This is a genomic window from Sporosarcina sp. Marseille-Q4943 (assembly GCF_943736995.1).
Classification (GTDB): domain Bacteria; phylum Bacillota; class Bacilli; order Bacillales_A; family Planococcaceae; genus Sporosarcina.
Window position 1 is genome coordinate 783,608 of record NZ_CALSFT010000002.1, and the last position, 20,563, is coordinate 804,170.

17 protein-coding genes are annotated in these 20,563 nt (G+C 48.5%); all 17 read left to right on the forward strand.

The annotated features are described in order from the left end of the window. The first annotated feature begins 2 nt into the window (after positions 1 to 2). Positions 3 to 1,484, forward strand: coding sequence for a class I adenylate-forming enzyme family protein (locus tag NIT04_RS03820; protein ID WP_252502279.1), 1,482 nt, complete (start codon positions 3 to 5; stop codon positions 1,482 to 1,484). Continuing rightward, the gene (locus NIT04_RS03825) at positions 1,481 to 2,614 is read left to right on the forward strand and encodes a beta-ketoacyl synthase N-terminal-like domain-containing protein (protein ID WP_252502280.1); all 1,134 of its coding nucleotides are present in this window, start codon (positions 1,481 to 1,483) and stop codon (positions 2,612 to 2,614) included. Before NIT04_RS03820 ends, NIT04_RS03825 begins: the two co-directional genes overlap by 4 nt. Before the next feature lie 4 nt (positions 2,615 to 2,618). Further along, entirely contained in the window at positions 2,619 to 2,924 is a 306-nt protein-coding gene (locus NIT04_RS03830) for a Zn-ribbon domain-containing OB-fold protein (RefSeq protein WP_252502281.1), read from the forward strand. An 84-nt stretch (positions 2,925 to 3,008) separates the two neighbouring features. After that, positions 3,009 to 3,980, forward strand: a complete 972-nt coding sequence (locus NIT04_RS03835) for a bile acid:sodium symporter family protein (RefSeq protein ID WP_252502282.1) — start codon at positions 3,009 to 3,011, stop codon at positions 3,978 to 3,980. Between the two features lie 74 nt (positions 3,981 to 4,054). Then, positions 4,055 to 4,597, forward strand: a complete 543-nt coding sequence (locus NIT04_RS03840; protein ID WP_252502283.1) for an IseA DL-endopeptidase inhibitor family protein — start codon at positions 4,055 to 4,057, stop codon at positions 4,595 to 4,597. 387 nt (positions 4,598 to 4,984) lie between these two features. Further along, positions 4,985 to 6,652: a dihydroxy-acid dehydratase gene (ilvD, locus tag NIT04_RS03845; protein ID WP_252502284.1), complete on the forward strand. Its 1,668-nt coding sequence runs from the start codon at positions 4,985 to 4,987 to the stop codon at positions 6,650 to 6,652. Between the two features lie 341 nt (positions 6,653 to 6,993). Then, complete coding sequence (ilvB, locus tag NIT04_RS03850; protein WP_371922493.1) at positions 6,994 to 8,754, forward strand: acetolactate synthase large subunit; 1,761 nt, start codon at positions 6,994 to 6,996, stop codon at positions 8,752 to 8,754. Next, positions 8,751 to 9,266, forward strand: a complete 516-nt coding sequence (gene ilvN / locus NIT04_RS03855) for an acetolactate synthase small subunit (RefSeq protein ID WP_252502285.1) — start codon at positions 8,751 to 8,753, stop codon at positions 9,264 to 9,266. The genes ilvB and ilvN overlap by 4 nt, the downstream gene beginning before the upstream one ends. A 34-nt stretch (positions 9,267 to 9,300) precedes the next feature. Further along, complete coding sequence (ilvC, locus tag NIT04_RS03860) at positions 9,301 to 10,335, forward strand: ketol-acid reductoisomerase (RefSeq protein WP_252502286.1); 1,035 nt, start codon at positions 9,301 to 9,303, stop codon at positions 10,333 to 10,335. Next, positions 10,322 to 11,866 carry a 2-isopropylmalate synthase gene (locus NIT04_RS03865; protein WP_252502287.1) on the forward strand — a complete coding sequence of 515 codons (1,545 nt, stop codon included), beginning with the start codon at positions 10,322 to 10,324 and terminating at the stop codon, positions 11,864 to 11,866. The genes ilvC and NIT04_RS03865 overlap by 14 nt, the downstream gene beginning before the upstream one ends. A gap of 337 nt (positions 11,867 to 12,203) precedes the next feature. Next, positions 12,204 to 13,304, forward strand: a complete 1,101-nt coding sequence (gene leuB / locus NIT04_RS03870) for a 3-isopropylmalate dehydrogenase (protein ID WP_252502288.1) — start codon at positions 12,204 to 12,206, stop codon at positions 13,302 to 13,304. 19 nt (positions 13,305 to 13,323) lie between these two features. After that, the gene (gene leuC, locus NIT04_RS03875; protein ID WP_252502289.1) at positions 13,324 to 14,733 is read left to right on the forward strand and encodes a 3-isopropylmalate dehydratase large subunit; all 1,410 of its coding nucleotides are present in this window, start codon (positions 13,324 to 13,326) and stop codon (positions 14,731 to 14,733) included. Positions 14,734 to 14,763: 30 nt separating this feature from the next. Continuing rightward, on the forward strand, positions 14,764 to 15,348 hold the full coding sequence (leuD, locus tag NIT04_RS03880) for a 3-isopropylmalate dehydratase small subunit (RefSeq protein WP_252502290.1): 585 nt from the start codon (positions 14,764 to 14,766) through the stop codon (positions 15,346 to 15,348). 251 nt (positions 15,349 to 15,599) lie between these two features. Then, positions 15,600 to 16,547: a hypothetical protein gene (locus NIT04_RS03885; RefSeq protein ID WP_252502291.1), complete on the forward strand. Its 948-nt coding sequence runs from the start codon at positions 15,600 to 15,602 to the stop codon at positions 16,545 to 16,547. Positions 16,548 to 16,672: 125 nt separating this feature from the next. Then, the gene (locus NIT04_RS03890; protein ID WP_252502292.1) at positions 16,673 to 18,937 is read left to right on the forward strand and encodes an S-layer homology domain-containing protein; all 2,265 of its coding nucleotides are present in this window, start codon (positions 16,673 to 16,675) and stop codon (positions 18,935 to 18,937) included. A gap of 215 nt (positions 18,938 to 19,152) precedes the next feature. After that, the gene (locus tag NIT04_RS03895) at positions 19,153 to 19,722 is read left to right on the forward strand and encodes a helix-turn-helix domain-containing protein (RefSeq protein ID WP_252502293.1); all 570 of its coding nucleotides are present in this window, start codon (positions 19,153 to 19,155) and stop codon (positions 19,720 to 19,722) included. Continuing rightward, on the forward strand, positions 19,623 to 20,549 hold the full coding sequence (locus NIT04_RS03900; RefSeq protein WP_252503183.1) for an IS3 family transposase: 927 nt from the start codon (positions 19,623 to 19,625) through the stop codon (positions 20,547 to 20,549). Before NIT04_RS03895 ends, NIT04_RS03900 begins: the two co-directional genes overlap by 100 nt. The last annotated feature ends 14 nt before the right edge of the window (positions 20,550 to 20,563 follow it).

Sequence of the window (20,563 nt, forward strand, 5' to 3'; positions counted from 1 at the left end):
GCATGGAAACATTGGGGAAGTTTGCAATGAAATCGGCCGCCGCCTATCCGGACAAGGTGGCTGTGAAGGATAAGGATCGGTCATTTACATACCGGGAAATGATGGAGCGGGTTTTTGCCTTGACAGCATATTTTCGGGAGTCGGGGTTACAAAAAGGGGATCGGGTCGGAATTCTCATGGCAAATCGGCTCGAGCATATCGAACTTGACGTTGCGGCTTCACTCACAGGCGTCATTAAAGTTCCATTAAATTATCGACTTCACCCAAAAGAGCATGAATATATGTTGAAGGATGCCGATGTAAGTCTCCTGATCGGGGACAAAGCGTTGATTGAACCAATCGGAACGGACGTCGCTGTATTGGCGGTTGGGGAGGAATATGAGCAAGCGGTTGAGGCGCACCTCGGAAAGCGCCATATAGAGGAAGTCAGGGAAGATGAACTATTCGCGATTATGTATACATCGGGAACGACTGGCAATCCGAAAGGCGTCATGCTATCACACCGCAATATGATATCCGGAGCGTTGTCGCTAGCCGTCGTATGCGATACGAACTATGACGACATTATTGGACATGTCGCGCCATTGACGCACGGCAGCAACTTTCTATCCCATGTCGCCTGGCTGTATGGCTTGACCCAAGTCGTGTTCGATAAATTCGAGCCAGAAGAGTTCGTCAATGATTTGGAGAGGGAGCGGGTGTCGACGATTTTCCTCGTGCCGACGATGGTGAATTTGATGATTCAACATCCAAATTTCGATCCAGCGAAGCTATCAACATTGAAAACAATCAATATGGCGGGCTCGGCGATTGCAGCAAGTAAGCTTGAGCATGCATTGTCGCTCGTCGGTCCGATTTTCGCCCAAACATATGGGCAAGTTGAAGCACCGATGTGCATTACGATGATGCCGAAGAACGAAATGGGGAACAGGCTTGAGTCATGCGGCCGAACAGGACTTTTCGTCGACGTGAAAATCATCGATGACGAAGGGAAGGAAGTTGCAGACGGGGAAGTGGGCGAAATCATCTGCAAAGGATCCCTCGTCATGCAAGGCTATTGGAATAACAAGAAGGCGACCGAAGAGACGTTAAGGGACGGCTGGCTGCATACAGGAGACCTCGGTTGGAAGAGTACGGAAGGGTATCTTCATATCGTAGACCGCAAAAAGGACGTCATCATTTCGGGAGGCGTCAATATTTATCCGCGAGAAGTGGAGGAAGTGCTTAATGTACACACAGGCGTGAAGGAAACTTGTGTAATCGGCGTTCCTGATGAAAAGTGGGGCGAAAATGTCGTCGCCTACGTCGTCTTGAACGGGACGGCGGAAGTGACGGAAGAAGAACTCATCGCTTTATGCATCGAAAACATGGCAAGTTTCAAAAAGCCGAAGGAAATCCATATCGTTGACGAACTGCCGAAGAGCTCGTACGGAAAAATCCTGAAACGGGAACTCCGCAGTAAGCATGAGGGGGTCAAGGCATGACGAATGTGTATGTCCACGGCATCGGAATGACGCAATTCGGCACGTTCGTCGACCGCTCGATGAAAGAATTGCTTATGGAAGCGTGCATTCAAGCATTGGAGGATGCCGGCAATCCGAAAGTCGATGCTGTATTTGTCGGGAATTTCATGGGCGGCGCCATTTATAACCAAGAAATTCTTGGAGCAATCGTTGCGAATGAGTTAGGGCTTGGATTCATTCCAACAGCGAAGGTCGAAGGGGCTTGCGCTTCAGGCGGAATTGCATTGCGGCAAGGCATTATGGGCGTCTTGAGCGGGGAATATGAAACGGTTCTCGTAGCGGGCGTGGAGAAAATGAAACACGCCTCCACATCCGACGTAACCCAGGCAATCAATGCGGCGATGGACAATGATTCGAATGAAAAACAGGCGGGATTGACGTTTCCGGGTTTTTTCGGCGTCTTGGCAAACCGGTATTTCTACGAAACCGGTGCATCGAAAAAACATTTGGCGATGGTCGCCTTGAAAAACCGGGAGCATGCGCTCAATAATCCGCTCGCGCAATTCCAAAAGCGTGCGACACTCGATGAAATACTGAATGCCCGCATCATCACGAATCCGTTAGGCCTATTCGATTGTTCGCCGATGACGGATGGGGCGGCAGCTCTCCTCATCTCCAAGAACAAGTCGGGCGTGCATATTCGTTCATCCGCCCAAAGCTCGGGACCGACGCAAATGCAGGATGCGGATGACCTGTTATCCATTCCGGCGATCCGGGAATCGGGCCGCCTCGCCTATGAAAAGGCGGGCGTCGGGCCGGAAGACATCGATGTCGTCGAAATCCATGACTGCTTCTCGATGACGGAAGTGCTCGCCATCGAGGAGTTGGGGTTCTTCAAAAGTCGCGAAGGTTGGAAGGCAGTCGAAGAGGGACGGACGAAATCGACGGGAGACAAGCCGGTCAATACGAGCGGAGGATTGCTGTCGCGCGGCCATCCGATCGGGGCGACAGGCATCGCGCAAATTTATCACCTCGTCCGGCAACTTCGAGGCACGGCTCCGAACCAAGTGGACGGGGCGAAACTCGCGTTGGCTCAAAACTTGGGCGGCACAGGTTCGTATTCGACGGTACACATTTTGGAGAGGGTGTGATGACGTGAAGATTTTTAAATGCAATTCATGTGATTACGGAAGTATCACATCGAAATACACATGTCCGTCGTGCAGAATCGGCAAGCTTGAAGAGAAGGAAGTGTCTCCGAAAGGAACGGTCTTCAGCTTTACGGATATCCATATCGCTCCCGCCGAGTTTGCGGACATCGCCCCTTATACAATCGCACTTATCCAGCTTGACGATGCGGATGTGAAAGTGACCGCACGGATGGATGGGCAAGTGCAGATCGGCGATGCGGTTGATTTGGACAAGGTTGATGGCGGCGCTTATTTATACACGAAAGTCTGATGGCTTGTGCTTGGAGTTGTGTTGCGACTCTAAGCACAGGTCTTTTATCTTCATGTGAGCGCAATTGAGTAAGGAGGGAATCTATTGAAATTATTGCAAGTAGCGACAGGGATCGTTTCGAAATATTTGCCGTTATGGATCGTCCTTCTATCCGTAATCGCGTACTTGGCCCCGGATGTCTTTATTCCGATACGTGGTTTGACAGGCGCTGGGCTCGGAACGATCTTTCTTCTGATGGGTCTGTCTTTATCGACCGATAAACTGATGGCGGTCATTAAAAACCCGAAATTTGCATTTTTTGGCGTCTTCCTCAAATGGACAATGACAGTCGGTGTCTCGATAACGATCGCTTATTTGTTCTTTAAGGACGAAGCGGAAATTGCGACTGGTGTCATTTTAGCGGGGACGGTTCCAAGTGGCACGTCCGCCAATATTTACACATTCATCGCAGGCGGCGAAGTGGCATTGAGCATTACGATGGCGACGATGGATACGTTCATTTCGCCAGTTTTGACGCCTACGCTCGTGCAAGTGTTTGCGGGGAAATTGATACCGATCGCGTTTTGGCCTCTGTTTCTCAATATTATTTATATCGTGTTCATTCCGTTGTTGGCGGGATTGTTCATCCAATGGAAGTGGACGAAAAAGGTGGAAGTGATCAGGCCATACACATCTGTCCTCTCGCAGCTTGCGTTATTCATCGTCATCGTATCGGTCATCTCAAGTGCGCAGCAATCATTGCAGCAGAACTTATCGGTGCTGCCACTCGTGTTCGCAGCAGTCGTACTTCAAGTGTGCATTCCGATGGCAGGAGGCTATTTCATTGCGAAGCTAATGAAAGTGGCTGAACAGAACGCCCGCGCCATTCTGTTCCATACGGGCATCTGCAACACCGCCCTCGCTGCGACGCTCGCAATGGAGCATGTCAGCTCCCTCGCAGCCGTGCCGGCCGTCGCTAACATGGTCGTCAATTTGACAGTAGGAGCGCTCGTCGCAAGTCTGTTTGAGAATAAATTCAAAATACCAGAGCATGACTCGGTAGTCGCCAGTGAATAGAAATCGCCGTGCCGGCGTATGTACCCCCTTAGTAGTTCATACGCTAAAGTATTAGCTTGTCAGGGGGTTGCATGTTGAAAAAGAGGACAATGAACATAACGGCTGTCATTTTACTTTTGCTCATGATGGCGGCTTGCGGCGGAAAATCACCAGCCGGCCAAGCCGCCTTTACACCGAAGGATGCCGTCGAACTGGCGACCGCTTGGACCGGGGCGGAAGCGATGATCCAAGCCGGCGGACTGTACAAAGAGGGCGAGTACAAGACATTCGCCCATAAAGGCTTGGAGTACCGCTTTTTGGCGTCTCATTTGGATTCCAGGAAGAAAATGAGAGCAGAGCTGCAGAAGTTCGTGACGAAGAAGAAAGCGAAACGTTTCATGAAGGAAAACGGCATTCTGAAACATAATGGAAAATTGGCCTCGCCAGAAGCGGAATCTCCACCTGGATCACTGCTCCTATGGGAAATCGCGACGGCAAGGGAAGTGAAATCGAAAAAAAGCAAGAAGACATTCGAATTGACAATCCCGATCGGTGACACGAGAACTGCGGAGACAATCATAGTGAGCTACGTCCACGTGAAAAAATTCGGCTGGCGGATTGATAAATTCAATGAGTAGAAGAGAAGGGCCGTTTATTCCAGCACGAACTCAACTTCATCTAGCAAAAGCACTCTCAACATTCTCCTCGAAAAACGTAATAAAAATCTCCATTCTAGCAAGTGATTTCCATCCACTACCCTAAATTTCACTTGTCGTCTACCGCAATGAACAACGAAGAAAAAAATATTTTCAAGTTGTCATATTTCCGACAATATGCAATATATCGCTAATGTAAGCGGATACAAAAAATACTATAATTCTTAATTGAACAATAATTATAAAAAGATAGTTGACGTAGGTAAAAATACGATATATGATAGCAACAATCTATTTGGATATGTGATTCATTTCACGCAATTCATTTAGTTGGAATGTTCTTGGATGATTTGATTAGGAGAGATAGCAATGAGAAGTGACATGATTAAAAAAGGGATTGACCGTGCGCCTCATAGGAGTCTCCTTTACGCAACGGGTGTGAAAACGAAAGATTTGGAGAAACCTTTCATCGGTGTATGTAATTCATATATTGATATTATTCCAGGTCACAAACATTTAAATAAATTTGCTGAAATTGTAAAAGATGCAATTTGGGAAGCCGGCGGGGTTCCATTCGAGTTCAATACGATTGGTGTTGATGATGGAATCGCGATGGGGCATATCGGAATGCGTTACTCGCTTCCGAGCCGCGAGCTGATTGCGGATTCTGCTGAAACGGTCATCAATGCACACTGGTTCGACGGAGTGTTCTACATTCCGAACTGTGACAAGATCACGCCAGGCATGCTCATGGCGGCGGTCCGGACGAATGTCCCTTCCGTATTTGTTTCAGGCGGACCGATGGAGGCTGGCGTATCCTCGTCAGGCTCACCGCTGTCCCTCACGTCGGTATTCGAAGGGGTCGGAGCATATAAGTCGGGTAAAATGACGGCGGAAGAGCTCCTCGACATTGAGAACAATGCATGTCCGACGTGCGGATCGTGCTCAGGAATGTTTACCGCGAACTCTATGAACTGTCTAATGGAAATGCTAGGAATGGCGTTGCCGGGCAATGGAACGATCGTCGCGACTTCCGATGAGCGCCATAAGCTGATCAAGGAAGCGGCGAAGAACTTGATCCGCATGGTAAAAGAGGATGTCAAACCGCGTGACATTATTACGAAGGAAGCGATCGATGACGCATTCGCACTCGATATGGCGATGGGCGGATCGACCAATACGGTTCTACATACATTGGCGATTGCACACGAAGCGGAAATCGAATATAGCGTCCAGGATATTAACAAAGTTGCCGAAAGGGTTCCGTATTTAGCGAAAATCATGCCGGCATCCGATATTTCCATGGATGATATTTTTAAAGCAGGCGGCGTCAGTGCCATCATCAATGAACTTACAAAAATACCTGGAGCTATCCACCCGGATCGCATCACAATTTCAGGAAAAACGATGAGGGAAGACGTTCAGGACTATCAAATTACAAACGATCAAGTAATTCGGACGAAGGATAACCCGTACAGCCCGGTAGGCGGCTTGTCCGTCCTATTCGGAAATATCGCACCGGACGGCGGCGTCATCAAAGTCGGGGCGGTCGATCCTTCCATCAAGCAGTTCACCGGTGAAGCGATCGTCTTTGAATCTCAGGAAGCTGCGCAGGAAAACATCGACAACGGCACGGTCCGTGAAGGGCATGTCGTCGTCATCCGCTACGAAGGTCCGAAAGGCGGGCCGGGCATGCCAGAAATGCTCGCTCCGACATCAGCCATTCAAGGTAGAGGCTTAGGAACGAAGGTTGCGCTCATTACTGATGGTCGCTTCTCCGGGGCGTCCCGAGGCATTTCAATCGGACATATTTCACCGGAAGCGGCTGAAGGCGGCCCGATTGCATTAGTTGAAGATGGAGATATTATCGACATCGATCTGACGAACCGGACGATCGAGCTGAAAGTTTCAGATGAAGTATTGGCGGAACGCAGAGCGAAACTGCAGCCATTTGAACCGAAGATTAAAAAAGGCTATTTGGCCAGATATTCAAAACTTGTCACGTCCGCAAGTACAGGCGGCGTGATGAAAATATAACAATTCGATGATGGGGCAAAAGGGGATAGATCCTTGCATTCACAGAGAGCCGGTCGTGCTGGAAGCCGGCAATGCAACTATCCGCGATATCACCCCGGAGTGGACTGCTGAAAAGGAAACTGAGTAGGCAATCCCGGGCTCGTGTAAGATGGGCTCGTTATCAGCGAATGGACTTCGATTTTGGAGTCCGTTCACGAGGCGGCGGATGCCGCGAACAAGGGTGGTACCATGAAAAGCTTTTTCATCCCTTATACGAAGAACAGGATTTCTTTGTGTGGGGAGAAAAGGCTTTTCTTTTTTATATAAAATAGGCGATTAGAAAAGTAAGGAGGAGTTCGTACATGAGTGCGGAAGTTCAAACGAAGCAGGCAGTGATGGAAATGGCGCCAGAGACTAAGGAAGAAAAACAGAAAATTCAACCGATGGATGGTTCTGCTATCTTAATTCAAGGGTTGAAAGACCAAGGTGTCGAAGTCATTTTCGGTTACCCTGGAGGTGCCGTCCTACCGATTTACGACGCATTATACAAGGATCCGATTCCCCATGTGCTTGCCCGTCATGAACAGGGAGCCATCCATGCAGCGGAAGGCTATGCGCGAGTATCCGGAAAACCGGGCGTTGTCATCGCGACATCAGGTCCGGGTGCGACAAATCTGGTGACAGGAATTACGGATGCGATGATGGATTCATTGCCGCTCGTCGTCTTCACGGGGCAAGTGGCAACCACAGTCATCGGGACGGATGCATTCCAGGAGGCGGATATCATCGGCATTACGCAGCCGATCACAAAGCATAACTACCAGGTACAGGACGTCGCGGACCTCCCAAGGATCATCAAAGAAGCATTCCATATCGCCTCAACGGGCAGACCCGGCCCTGTTGTCGTAGATATTCCTAAAAACGTGGCTACGGAAATCTTCGTCACGGAGGAGGAACGGAATGCTGAAGTGAATCTGCCGGGTTACCAGCCGACAACCACTCCGAATTACTTGCAAATACAAAAGGCAGCAGAAGCGATCCGTTTTGCACGGAAGCCGCTCATCCTGGCAGGTGCGGGCGTGTTGCACGGCCAGGCGATGGAAGAATTAAAGACTTTGGTTGAAACGAAACGGATTCCTATTACGAACACATTGCTCGGACTCGGAAGCATCGCTGGAAACCATGAATTGTTCCTTGGCATGGCAGGCATGCACGGGACCTATACGGCCAATATGGCAATTAGCGAATGCGACGTATTAATCAATGTCGGCGCACGATTCGACGACCGGTTGACAGGCAATCTGGACACTTTCGCTCCGCATGCGAAAGTCATCCATATCGATATCGACCCGGCGGAGATCGGAAAGAACGTCCCGACCGACATCCCGATCGTGGCGGATTCGAAGGAAGCGTTAAAAGCTTTGCTCAACCAGGACTTCCATGCACCTGAATCTGACGACTGGATCGCATACTTGAATGGTTTACAGGAAGAAGCGCCGTTATGGTACAACGTCGACGAGCACGAAATCCTGCCACAAGAAGCAATCCAAATGATCCATCGCATTACCGAGGGAGATGCAATTGTCACGACGGACGTCGGACAGCATCAAATGTGGGCGGCTCAATATTATTCATTGAACAATCCCGATCATTGGGTTACGTCGGGCGGCCTCGGAACGATGGGCTTCGGATTCCCGGCTGCAATCGGTGCGCAACTCGCGAAGCCGAATGAAAGAGTTATTGCAATTGTCGGAGATGGTGGTTTCCAAATGACGGCGCAGGAGCTGTCCCTCTTGCAGGAGATGAGAATTCCAGTGAAAGTCGTCATCTTGAACAACATGGCGCTCGGAATGGTTCGCCAATGGCAAGAGACATTCTACGATGAACGCTATTCCCAGTCATTGATTCCCGTCCAGCCGGATTTTGTCAAGCTTGCGGAAGCCTATGACTTGAAAGGGTATCGCATTACAAAGAAAGAGGACGCTGAACAGATTTTCCGTGAAGCGCTTCTGTCGGACGAACCGGTGCTTATCGATTGCCGGGTGAAAATGTTGGAAAACGTCTATCCGATGGTGGCACCAGGAAAAGGACTACAGGAAATGATCGGGGTGAAGAGCGAATGAGAAGAGTCATATCGGTCACAGTCATCAATCAAAGTGGAGTATTGAACCGGGTGACAGGATTGCTCATGAAACGGCAATTCAATATTGAAAGCATCTCGGTCGGGCATTCCGAACAGCCGGGCATGTCGAAAATGACATTCATCGTCAATGTGGAAGATGAACAGAAAATCGAACAACTCGTCAAGCAGCTCCAAAAACAGATCGATGTCATCAAAGTGAATGACATTACTGACAAAGCAATCGTCATGCGGGAGCTCGCGCTCGTAAAAGTCGTCTCACCGCCACATGCGCGCAGTGAAATCAGCAGCATCGTCGAACCGTTTCGCGCAACGGTCATCGACTCAGGGAAAAACGTCGTCACGTACCAAGTAACCGGCGCACCCGAGAAGATCGAGGCATTCATCGATCTCGTCAAGCCTTATGGCATTAAAGAATTAGCAAGGACCGGAGCAACGGCATTCACCCGTGAAATCCAAAAGGTCAACTCACCACAGTTATCCATTTTAAAATAAAAATAAAAACCCAAAACCCAAGGAGGAACTAACAATGGCTAAAATGTATTACAACCAGGATATCAATGAAGGACTACTACAAGGAAAGACGATCGCAGTCATCGGATACGGCTCACAAGGTCACGCACACGCACAAAACTTGAAAGACTCAGGATTTGACGTAGTCGTCGGCGTACGCCCAGGAAAATCTTTTGATCAGGCGAAGGAAGACGGCCTTGACGTGAAAACAGTAGCTGAAGCGGCTGAACAAGCGGATCTTATCATGATTCTTCTTCCGGACGAGAGACAAAAGAAAGTGTATGACGAAGAGATCCAACCAGCATTAAAAGCAGGCAAGTCCCTCGTTTTCGCACACGGATTCAACGTTCACTTCGGACAAATCGTACCGCCTGCAGACGTCGACGTATTCCTCGTCGCACCGAAAGGCCCTGGACATCTCGTCCGCAGAACGTATGAAGCAGGCGCTGGCGTACCGGCATTGTTCGCGGTATACCAAGACGTTTCCGGGCAAGCAAAAGACGTTGCTCTCGCATATGCGAAAGGAATCGGCTCCGCTCGTGCAGGCGTACTTGAAACTTCATTCAAAGAAGAGACGGAAACTGACCTATTCGGTGAGCAGGCAGTACTTTGCGGCGGATTGACTTCCCTCGTCAAAGCCGGCTTCGAAACATTGGTGGAAGCAGGTTATCAGCCTGAACTTGCTTATTTTGAAACGATGCATGAATTGAAACTGATCGTCGACCTCATGTACGAAGGCGGCATGTCCGGAATGCGCTATTCAATTTCCGACACGGCTGAATGGGGCGATTACGTATCAGGACCGCGTGTCGTTGATGCGGATACGAAAGCACGCATGAAAGACATTTTAACGGAAATCCAAGAAGGTAAATTCGCGGAAGGTTGGATTGCAGAAAACGAAAACAACCGTCCGGACTACAATGCGTATAAAGAATCGGAAGCGAAGCACCAAATCGAAGTCGTTGGAGAAAAGCTTCGTGCGATGATGCCGTTTGTAAATGAAGGCAAGAAAACAAAACAGAAGGAAGTGGTGGGTAGTGCGAAAAATTGACATCTTTGATACGACACTTCGTGATGGTGAACAATCGGCCGGCATCAATCTGAACACGGCTGAAAAGATGGAAATTGCCCGCCAACTAGAACGTTTTGGCGCTACGGTGATCGAAGCAGGGTTCCCTGCTTCCTCACCTGGTGATTTCGAAGCAGTACAGCGTATTGCAAACACAGTGAAGAACTCGACAGTGACCGGGCTTGCCCGTGCAATGAAAAGCGATATCGATACATCATGGGAAGCGCTGAAAGGCGGACAGCAACCGCATCTCCACGTATTTTTGGCCACGTCACCGATCCATATGGAACATAAATTGATGAAAACGCCTGACCAAGTCGTGGACATCGCAGTTGAAGCTGTAAAATACGCAAAAAAATTCTTTCCTCTCGTTCAATGGTCAGCAGAAGACGCATTCCGTTCCGACCCTGCATTCCTCGTCCGGATCATCAATCAAGTGATCAAAGCCGGTGCGACGACAATTAATATCCCTGACACGGTCGGTTATGCAACGCCACAAGAATACGGGGCTTTATTCAAATTCTTGAAGGAGAATGTGACAGGCATTGAGCGTGTGAAACTATCTGCGCATTGCCATAACGATTTAGGGATGGCTGTCGCTAACTCCATCGCAGCGATTGAAAATGGTGCCGATCAAGTCGAAGGCACGATTAACGGGATCGGTGAACGGGCTGGAAATGCAGCGCTCGAAGAAATTGCTGTTGCCCTCCATATACGCAAAGACGTTTACGGTTTTGAAACGGGCATCAATTTACAGGAAATCAAACGCACGAGCCAATTGGTCAGCCAGTTGACAGGCGTCGTCATTCAGCCGAACAAGGCGGTTGTCGGGAAGAATGCGTTCGCCCATGAATCGGGAATCCATCAGGACGGCATGCTGAAAAATCGTGAAACATATGAAATCATCACCCCGGAACTGATCGGTGATAAGACTGCTCCGCTAGCACTCGGTAAGCATTCAGGCCGCCATGCATTTAAGGACCGTGCTGTATCGATGGGCTTTGAGCTGAGCGATGCGCAATTAAATGAAGCGTTCGTCGAGTTCAAGAAGCTCGCCGACCGCAAGAAGGAAATTACGGAAGACGATCTATTCGTCCTCTTCACAGGGAAGCAAATTGCGTATGCAGATGCGGACATTTATGAATTGACGAATGTGCAAGTGCAATACGGCACTTCCAATGTTCCGACAGCTACAATTGCAGCGAATGTTCCTTCCGGGGAAAATGTCGTCGTTGCGACAACAGGCGCCGGTTCGGTCGAAGCGATCTTCAATGCTCTTGAGCTGCTCGTCAAAGGGCAAGTCAACATTCTGGACTACCGCGTCACATCAATCGGCAAAGGACGCGATGCTTTAGGGGAAGCAGTCGTCAACTTGCGTTTCAACGGCGAAACATTCACAGGCCGCGACGTTTCACAAGACGTCTTAGAAGCATCCGCCAAAGCATATTTGAACGCTATTAATAGGAAATTAGTGAAGGATCAAGTGAAAGTGATGGAAACGGTTGGTCAGTGATTCGTAATGAAAGTTGCGTTATGCGTAATTGTGGGGATTTATGCGTGAACTTCGCGGATTATGCGCAGATTTACGGAATTATGCGTGAATAAACGAATTTATGCGCTTTTAGCAGTATTTATGCGTAAATTGAAAGGATTGGAGCGGAAGGCGGCGACTCCTGTGGGAAAAGCGTCAGCAGAAGACCCCGCAACGGAGCGATAGCGAAGTGAGGAGGCTGAAGCGACGCCCACGGAAAGCGTCCGCCTGGAGTGCAAATCCGATTAGAAGTTATTTATACATTAGTTAGTCTGAAGATTATGTGAATGGGAAGATGACAACAAGGAGGAGAAGTTCAATGGAAAAAAGAGTGGCTGTATTACAAGGTGATGGAATCGGACCAGAAGTGACGTCGGCGGCTGTGCGAGTTCTTGAAGTGGTTGCAAGACGATTCAACCACACATTCCATTTCAATTACGGTTCAATCGGAGGGGCGGCGATCGATTCGTTCAATGACCCGCTTCCGAAAGAGACAATCGAACTCTGTGAATCGAGTGATGCAGTGCTCTTAGGGGCGGTCGGCGGTCCGAAATGGGATCAAAACCCTTCGGAATTGCGACCTGAAAAAGGGTTGCTGGCGATTCGGAAGCATTTCGATCTATTTGCGAATCTCAGACCGGTCAAGGCTGTCCCATCCTTGCTTCAGGCTTCTCCTTTGAAGGAGGAAATCGTACGGGAAGTCGATATGATGATCGTCCGGGAGTTGACGGGCGGCATCTACTTCGGGCAACCGAGCCGCAAGACGGAGACTTCCGCAGTCGATACACTCGTCTATACACGTGAAGAAATTGAACGCATCGTTGAAAAGGCATTCGAGCTTGCGCGGATGAGACGGGGGAAGGTGACATCCGTCGACAAGGCGAACGTATTGGAGTCGAGCAAGCTTTGGCGTGAAGTCGTCGAAGAGAAGCGGAAAGGCTATCCGGATGTTGAAGTCGAGCATCAGCTCGTCGACTCGGCGGCAATGAAATTGATTACGAACCCGAAATCCTTCGATGTTGTCGTCACGGAAAACATGTTCGGCGACATTTTAAGCGACGAAGCGTCTGTCATCACCGGTTCGCTCGGCCTTATGCCGTCAGCAAGTGTTCGTTCCGATGGATTCGGCCTTTACGAACCAGTTCATGGCTCAGCGCCAGATGTAGCGGGAATGGGAATTGCGAATCCGGCAGCGGCTATCTTGTCGGCTGCAATGATGCTGCGTTACTCATTCGGAATGGATACGGAAGCGGCGGCGATCGAAAAAGCGGTGGATACCGTATTTGAGGATGGCCATTTCACAGCAGACCTCGCCGGGGACTCAGATCGCGCTCTTTCTACAACCGATTGGACAGATAAAGTGATCAACGAGCTTGATTTGCAGTTCGTCTCGAATAGCATCATGTTTTCCTATGTCTGAAATGAAAGGAGTAATTTAAATGGCGAAGACGATCATCGAAAAGATTTGGGAGCAGCATATTGTATACGAAGAACAGGGGAAGCCGGATCTGTTATATATCGACCTTCATTTATTGCATGAAGTGACGTCTCCTCAAGCGTTTGAAGGCTTGCGGCTGGCGGGGCGGAAAGTACGCCGTCCCGACCTCTGTTTCGCTACGATGGATCATAACGTTCCGACCCGAAATTTGCCGACCATCAACGACCCGATTGCCAAAAAGCAGATTACAACATTGGAGAGAAACTGCGAGGAGTTCGGCATCGAGCTTGCACATATGGAGCATCCGGACCAAGGAATCGTCCATATTATCGGTCCTGAACTCGGATTGACGCAGCCGGGCAAGACAATTGTTTGCGGGGATAGCCACACATCGACGCACGGTGCATTCGGCGCCATCGCGTTTGGAATCGGTACGAGCGAGGTCGAGCACGTTCTGTCGACACAGACGCTTTGGCAATCAAAACCGAAGACGATGGAAATACGGATCAATGGAAAACTCGGCTTCGGCGTCACTGCGAAAGACGTTATCCTTGCGATCATCGCCAAATTCGGCATCGATGTCGGAACGGGGCATATCGCCGAGTATACAGGTGAAGCGATCCGTTCCATGACGATGGAAGAACGGATGACGATTTGCAATATGTCCATTGAAGCGGGGGCAAAAGCCGGCTTGATCAGCCCGGATGAGACGACGATCGAGTATTTGAGGGGGCGCCGTCATGTCCCTGAAGGCGATGCGTTCGTGGAAGCCGCGGAGCAATGGCTCTCCTTGGCATCTGACGAAGGAGCCGTTTACGATACGGTTCTTGAAATCAATGCAGATGAAATAGAGCCATTTGTTACATGGGGCACGAATCCTTCGATGGGTTCCGGCATCAGCGCCAACGTCCCGTCAGCGGATGACTTTACGGATGAATCCGACAAGGAAGCCTTGAAAAAAGCGCTCGCTTACATGGGGCTTGAAGAAGGGACGCCGCTCACTTCAATCGAAATCCAACACGTCTTCATCGGATCTTGCACGAATGCACGGTTAAGCGATCTGCGGGCCGCTGCCGAAGTGATTGCAGGACAAAAAGTGCATCCGAATGTGACGGCAATCGTCGTTCCGGGTTCACGAACGGTGAAACGGCAAGCGGAAGAGGAAGGTTTGGATAGAATCTTCATTGAATCGGGTTTCGAATGGCGCGAGTCGGGATGCAGCATGTGCCTTGCGATGAACGATGATGTCGTTCCAGCAGGGGAGAGATGCGCATCGACATCGAACCGGAACTTCGAAGGCAGACAAGGGGCGGGTTCCCGTACCCATTTAATGAGCCCCGCAATGGCTGCGGCGGCAGCAATCAACGGTCATTTCACCGATGTACGTGAGATGAAGTTGGCTCACGCTTAATGAGCCCGAAGATGAAGAAAGGATGATTCCATGAAACCGATCAATGAAGTGCGCAGCGTCATGACCCCGTTAAATCGAAAAAACGTAGATACGGACCAAATCATATCGAAGGAATTCCTTAAGCGGATCGAACGGACCGGCTTTGGAAAATACCTTTTCTACCATTGGCGTTTTCAGGCGGACGGAACAGTAAACAAAGATTTCGTCTTAAACGACGACCGGTTCAAAGACTCAAAAATCTTGGTCGCTCATGATAATTTCGGATGCGGATCCTCTAGGGAGCACGCGCCATGGGCGATCCTTGACTACGGATTCGAAGTCGTCATCGCCCCGTCGTTTGCGGATATCTTCCATAATAACTGCTTCAAAAACGGTATCCTGCCGATTCGCCTCCGTGTGGAGGAAGTCGAAGAGCTTTTATCCAAAGGTGAGTCCGCTCCCTATACGTTGGAAATCAATCTAGGCGAGCAGACTGTAAAAAGCGAAGACGGAAAAACGTACTCATTCGACATCGACCCATATTATAAGCAAATGCTATTGAATGGATGGGACGAAATCGCGTTGACGTTCCAATACGAAGAGCAAATTGCCAAGTACGAAAAACAGCATGCATGAATTCGAATCCACCTCCCTTCACATTGTTGGGGAGGTGGATTTATTTATGAAGTTCTCGTTTACCTATTCAATGTTCTCATTCTATATAAAAAACTCCTCAATCTACATAAAGAAGTTCTCGTTTCCTCTAAAAACTTCTCACTCAATCTATTACATTAACTGTCTACTATTGTCGAAATAGTGTACAATGGATAAAAACGTAAAGAAATTTGTCTGTGACATAGATACTACTAGTAACAAGGGGTGGGCAAATGTTTGTATCCGTATTAAATGATCGATCTTTCTCGATGCAAGTGAAGGATGTCAATAGCACGTCGGGTGACGGATGGCGAAAAGTGTGGGGCAAGGAAGCGGCCGCTATCAATCCACTAGCAGCAGTGAACCAAGGACGTAACTCCCTAATCCTTGAAGCGGTTCGCACGAATGATTGGTCGGACTACCATCAGTTCCAGGCAAAACAGCATCCTGCCTGGTATGACAACGTCGGCGGGGTGATGAAGCAGAATAAGCTTTATTATGGCAATCTCATCGATGTGCAGAACCGCTCATTGAAAGAAGCGGTCCAGTCAGGCGACGAGGCGGAAATCGCGAGAAGGAAGGCGCGTATGGATGAGCTCATCACTGATTTTAAAAACGCTCCAGGGAAAGTGCCGCACGTTATCGCTTTCATCACCGATCCAGCATTGGCAGAGGCGCATGGCATTCCGAAGCCATCGAGCGACTGGTACAATTCGCCGTACAATAATGCGCTTGCCGCTTCACAAGGCCGTTTTGAAGATAAATACTGGTATGAAAACCCTTATTTCGCAGATCATCCGAACGAGATGGCTTTCGCATTGGAAGCTGTACAAGAATGGAGGCCGGACATCGCGAAAATTGCCGCGTCCATTAATAAAGGCGCCTATGAACGCAATGTCGCATCTTCTTCATTCAACGCAAAGCCGGTCGAGCCGTCCATCGTTGAAGAAGCGAAGGGCGATGATCGCCTGGAAAGCGTAGGAATCGTGGAGAAAGCGTCTGTAGCACTAGCAGAAGCGACTGCCGTAAAAGTGGAGCAGTTCGCCCGTCAATTCAGCACTGCTAATCTTGCAACAGAGCTATTTGCCAAGAAAGAACGGACAGAGACGCCAACTTCATTCGATGCTTTACGCGATCGGTTGAATCAAAAAGCGGCAGAACGGAAATATAGCATTGTCTGATAGCTAAATTGCGAGCCTCATATTCCACAACGAGAAACCTCCTAAAATCTAGGGGGTTTTTGTGTCGAATTTTATGGTATGATAGACTTTTAAGAAAGAAATTGTAGCAGGAGGGGAAGAATCTAGTGACAAAAAATAGAATAACTACCGTCGTATTGGCGAGCGTTTTATCTCTTGCACTCGTCTTGTTCGGATGCAGTCCGACAGATGCGAATACGATAACGATGGACCAGAACTTTACCGATATACATAACGAGTTTTGGGCTAAGGATGAAGTGACACAGCTTGTCGATATGGGTGTCATCAATGGCTACCCGGACAAGCAGTTTAGACCGGCGGTTGAAGTATCGCGCGGTCAAGCGGCAAACCTCCTGACGAGCGCGCTTCAATTACCGGAAGCCCCATATGAACCGATTTTCAAGGACGTCAGCAGTAAGTCCTCCCATTTAAAAGGGGCGATGTCGACGTACAAAGCCGGAATCTTCCTCGGAAAGGAAGACGGTACATTCGGTATAGGGGATTCATTGACACGTGAACAGATGGCGACGGTCATCGTACGCGCCTTCGACTTGCAAGATACAGGCGAAGACATCCAATTCAAAGATGATAACCGCATCAGTGCATCGCATAAGGAAGGCGTGAAAATCCTTGCGCAGCACGGAATTACGACAGGTAAAGAAGACGGGACGTTCGATCCGAAAACTGCGGTGAATCGTGCAACGTATGTCGTTTTCCTTCATCGTGCAATGGTGAAGACCGGAAAGATCGACGAAAGCAAAGCAATCGTCTTCAATAAACCACAAATGCTCGGAAACTATGAAACAATCCGGCACGAACAGAATTTCGTCGAAGTGCCGATTTCAAACGCAAATAAAACATATCTTCGTTCTAACAACTATTTGCAGTTTGCAGGTGAAAAGACGAGAAAGCACGCCCATTCAACGGATATAACGTATACGTATAAAGTCGGCGGATTGTCGCCGGCTGTCGTCAACGTAACAAAACGGCTACTGGAAAACGGGGACTATTTCATTTTCACGGAACTGAAAAACCCTCAACGGATGCCAATCAGAGTCGATGTCATCCAGACAGAAAACAATGTAGAGAAAGGGATTTTGCGGGAGTATAGCCGCTATCCAATCAAAAAAGATTCAGACGGCACATTCGGTTTCGACTTGACAACGTACCCGACAGGTGTATTTGAAAAAACATCAAATGAAGGTGACAAGGCGCAACGGATGATTGGCAAGGCGTATCGATCGAAAGAGCTCACACAAACATATCCGAACGGCGCAAGCAGCCATACTCGCGAATTGTTCGAGGAAAGCGAGGCATTCAGTGGAGTCCTTCTTGGAGACACGCAGCTTTCCGTCTATACATTGAGATCAAGAGGATATGACATTGTCGATCAATGGCTCCTCGTTTCCGATGAACTGCTGTTCTCCAGCCACCAAAGCATGGACCGGTGGATGCTAGAATCCGCTACGTATTATAAGAAGCGAAACAAATGGTATACCGCAAATGGTCCTTACAATAAAATGGCAACGACGATTGAACCGATGCCAAAATCGGGCAGGGGCTACGGCCGGAACTTGCTACTCGTGAAAGAAGACCGCACGATGGCGATGTACAATCAAACAAAGGAACGTTATTTCGAAAGCTTGCTATTCAATTCATTCGCGAACCTCGACATTTTCAGAGGAGACCGGACGTACTGGGAAACGGAAGTGACGAGTACGTATTTGAAAAATCTGTTCGGAATTACAGCTCCTTTCGTGGACACCCGATTCAATGAACAGATCGCATTATTCCTCTATAATGGAGGAAAGGCGTTCGGGCATGACGACTATACGCTAGGCTTGAAAAATTACGCGGATTTACTCGTTTCCCAAAGAGGGAAGGGCAATATCATCCGAGTCGATGCAAATTCCTATTACATCCAAGACTACTTCCCATCGAAGCAAAACGTGAAGACACACAGTTCGATGAACCATTTGCTTGGAGGTATGAACATCCTGTTGCTCGCCTATAAGGAACTCGGCGATCCCATCTATTTGCAAACAGCGCAAAGTATCCAATCGGCACTCGAGAAGGATGTCAATAAATGGATTCGTCCGAACGGGGACATTTGGTACAAAATCTCTCCGGACCATACATTTGTCGGAGAGGACTACGTGCATTTGACATTGGAGGATCTCATCCATTCTTACGAAATGTGGTCCGATATCGACCCATCCAAAACGGCAGTCCTAGAGAAGATGATTCGTTCGAAAGCAGGCTATATGGATAAAAACAAAAAAGGCTATACGACGAAAATTAGAGAAGGCCTCGACCGTATCGGCATGCCGGAATTATTGCCGGCTGGTGTGGAACATACAGACGCTCTATAAAGCGTAGGGCGCCTGCATAGAGCCGACAGGCATAAGACAAAGCTGCGTCGTGGCGAATTTTGCCACAGAGCAGCTTTGACTTATGACCCCGAGGCTCTGGCGCCCGAAGCTGGATTGATTATAATTGGCCATAAAAAAAGTAGAGGAGGAATCTAAAAGATTTGATGTGCACCCCAAAAGTTAGAGTTACAATCTAACTTTTGGGGTGTTTTCTTATGGTTAAATATAGCGATGAATTTAAGGTCATGATTGTTCAGGAGTATTTAGGTGGACGACTTGGCTATGGTACTTTGGCTAAAAAGTATGGCATTAAGTCATCTGAACAAATTAGAAGATGGGTGTTGGTTTACAAGAAGTATGGCGCGGAGGGATTACTAAGAAAGAAAAGTCATGAAGTTTATTCTGTTCAATTCAAATTAGATGTACTAAGCTTTATGAAAAGGACAGGCGCTTCGCAGCCAGAAACTGCGCTTCACTTCGGATTGACGAATCCTTCGATGATTGGTGATTGGAAGAAGAAATTCCTTGAAGGCGGTGCTGAAGCCCTGGACAACCCGAAAGGACGGCCAGTCATGTCTGATAAAGCGAAGAACGTCAAGAAGGACCAGAAGCCAACACAACAGGATGAAATGACACGTGAACAGAAATTAGAACGGGAAAATGAACTCCTCCGCTTGGAGGTGGAATACCTAAAAAAGTTGCGAGCTTTTCAGATGGATCCGGACGGCTATCTCGAAAAGCACAAGCAGCGCTATCGTTCGAACTCAAAGAAGAATTCCGATTGAAGGATGTACTTCCGATTGTAGGCATTCCTGAGTCTTCATATCACTATCATGTAAAACAAATGAGCAGGGAAAATCCGCACCAAGAGTTGGAAGATAAGATTCAATCTATTTTTAATGAACACAAGGGCAATTATGGTTACCGGAGGATTAAACTAGATTTGAAGAACCGTGGCATCATAGTTAATCATAAAAAGGTGCAGCGTATTATGCGAAAACTAGGATTGAAAGGCAATAAGTTCACCAGGAAATCACGTCGGTATAGTTCGTATAAGGGAACTATCGGTACAGTGGTGAAAAACCGTATTAACCGCCGGTTCAACACCCCGATTCCATGTCAGAAATTGACCACTGATATTACAGAATTCAAGTGTTCAGACGGTCTAAAGCTCTATCTTAGTCCAATGATGGATATGTATAATGGGGAGATTCTTTCGTATGGCATCAGTATGCGTCCGACGCTTGATTTTGTGATGAAACCTTTAGAGGAAGTCCTCGACATCGTAAAAAACGCAAAATTCCGGACTACCATCCACTCGGATCAAGGCTGGCACTATCAGCACGGAAACTGGGTTGCGACCTTAAAAGAACATAAGGTGTTCCAGAGTATGTCGCGGAAGGGGAACTGTCTGGACAACTCCCCCATGGAAAATTTCTTTGGATTACTTAAGCAAGAGATGTATCATGGCGAACCCCTACGCACGTATGAGGAACTGAAACGGGCTATTGAGGCATACATCCAGTACTACAACAACAAACGGATCAAGCAGAAATTGGCTGGCATGAGTCCGGTTCAATACCGTCTTCACACCAGCCAACTAGCTGCATAATATAAAACTCTAAC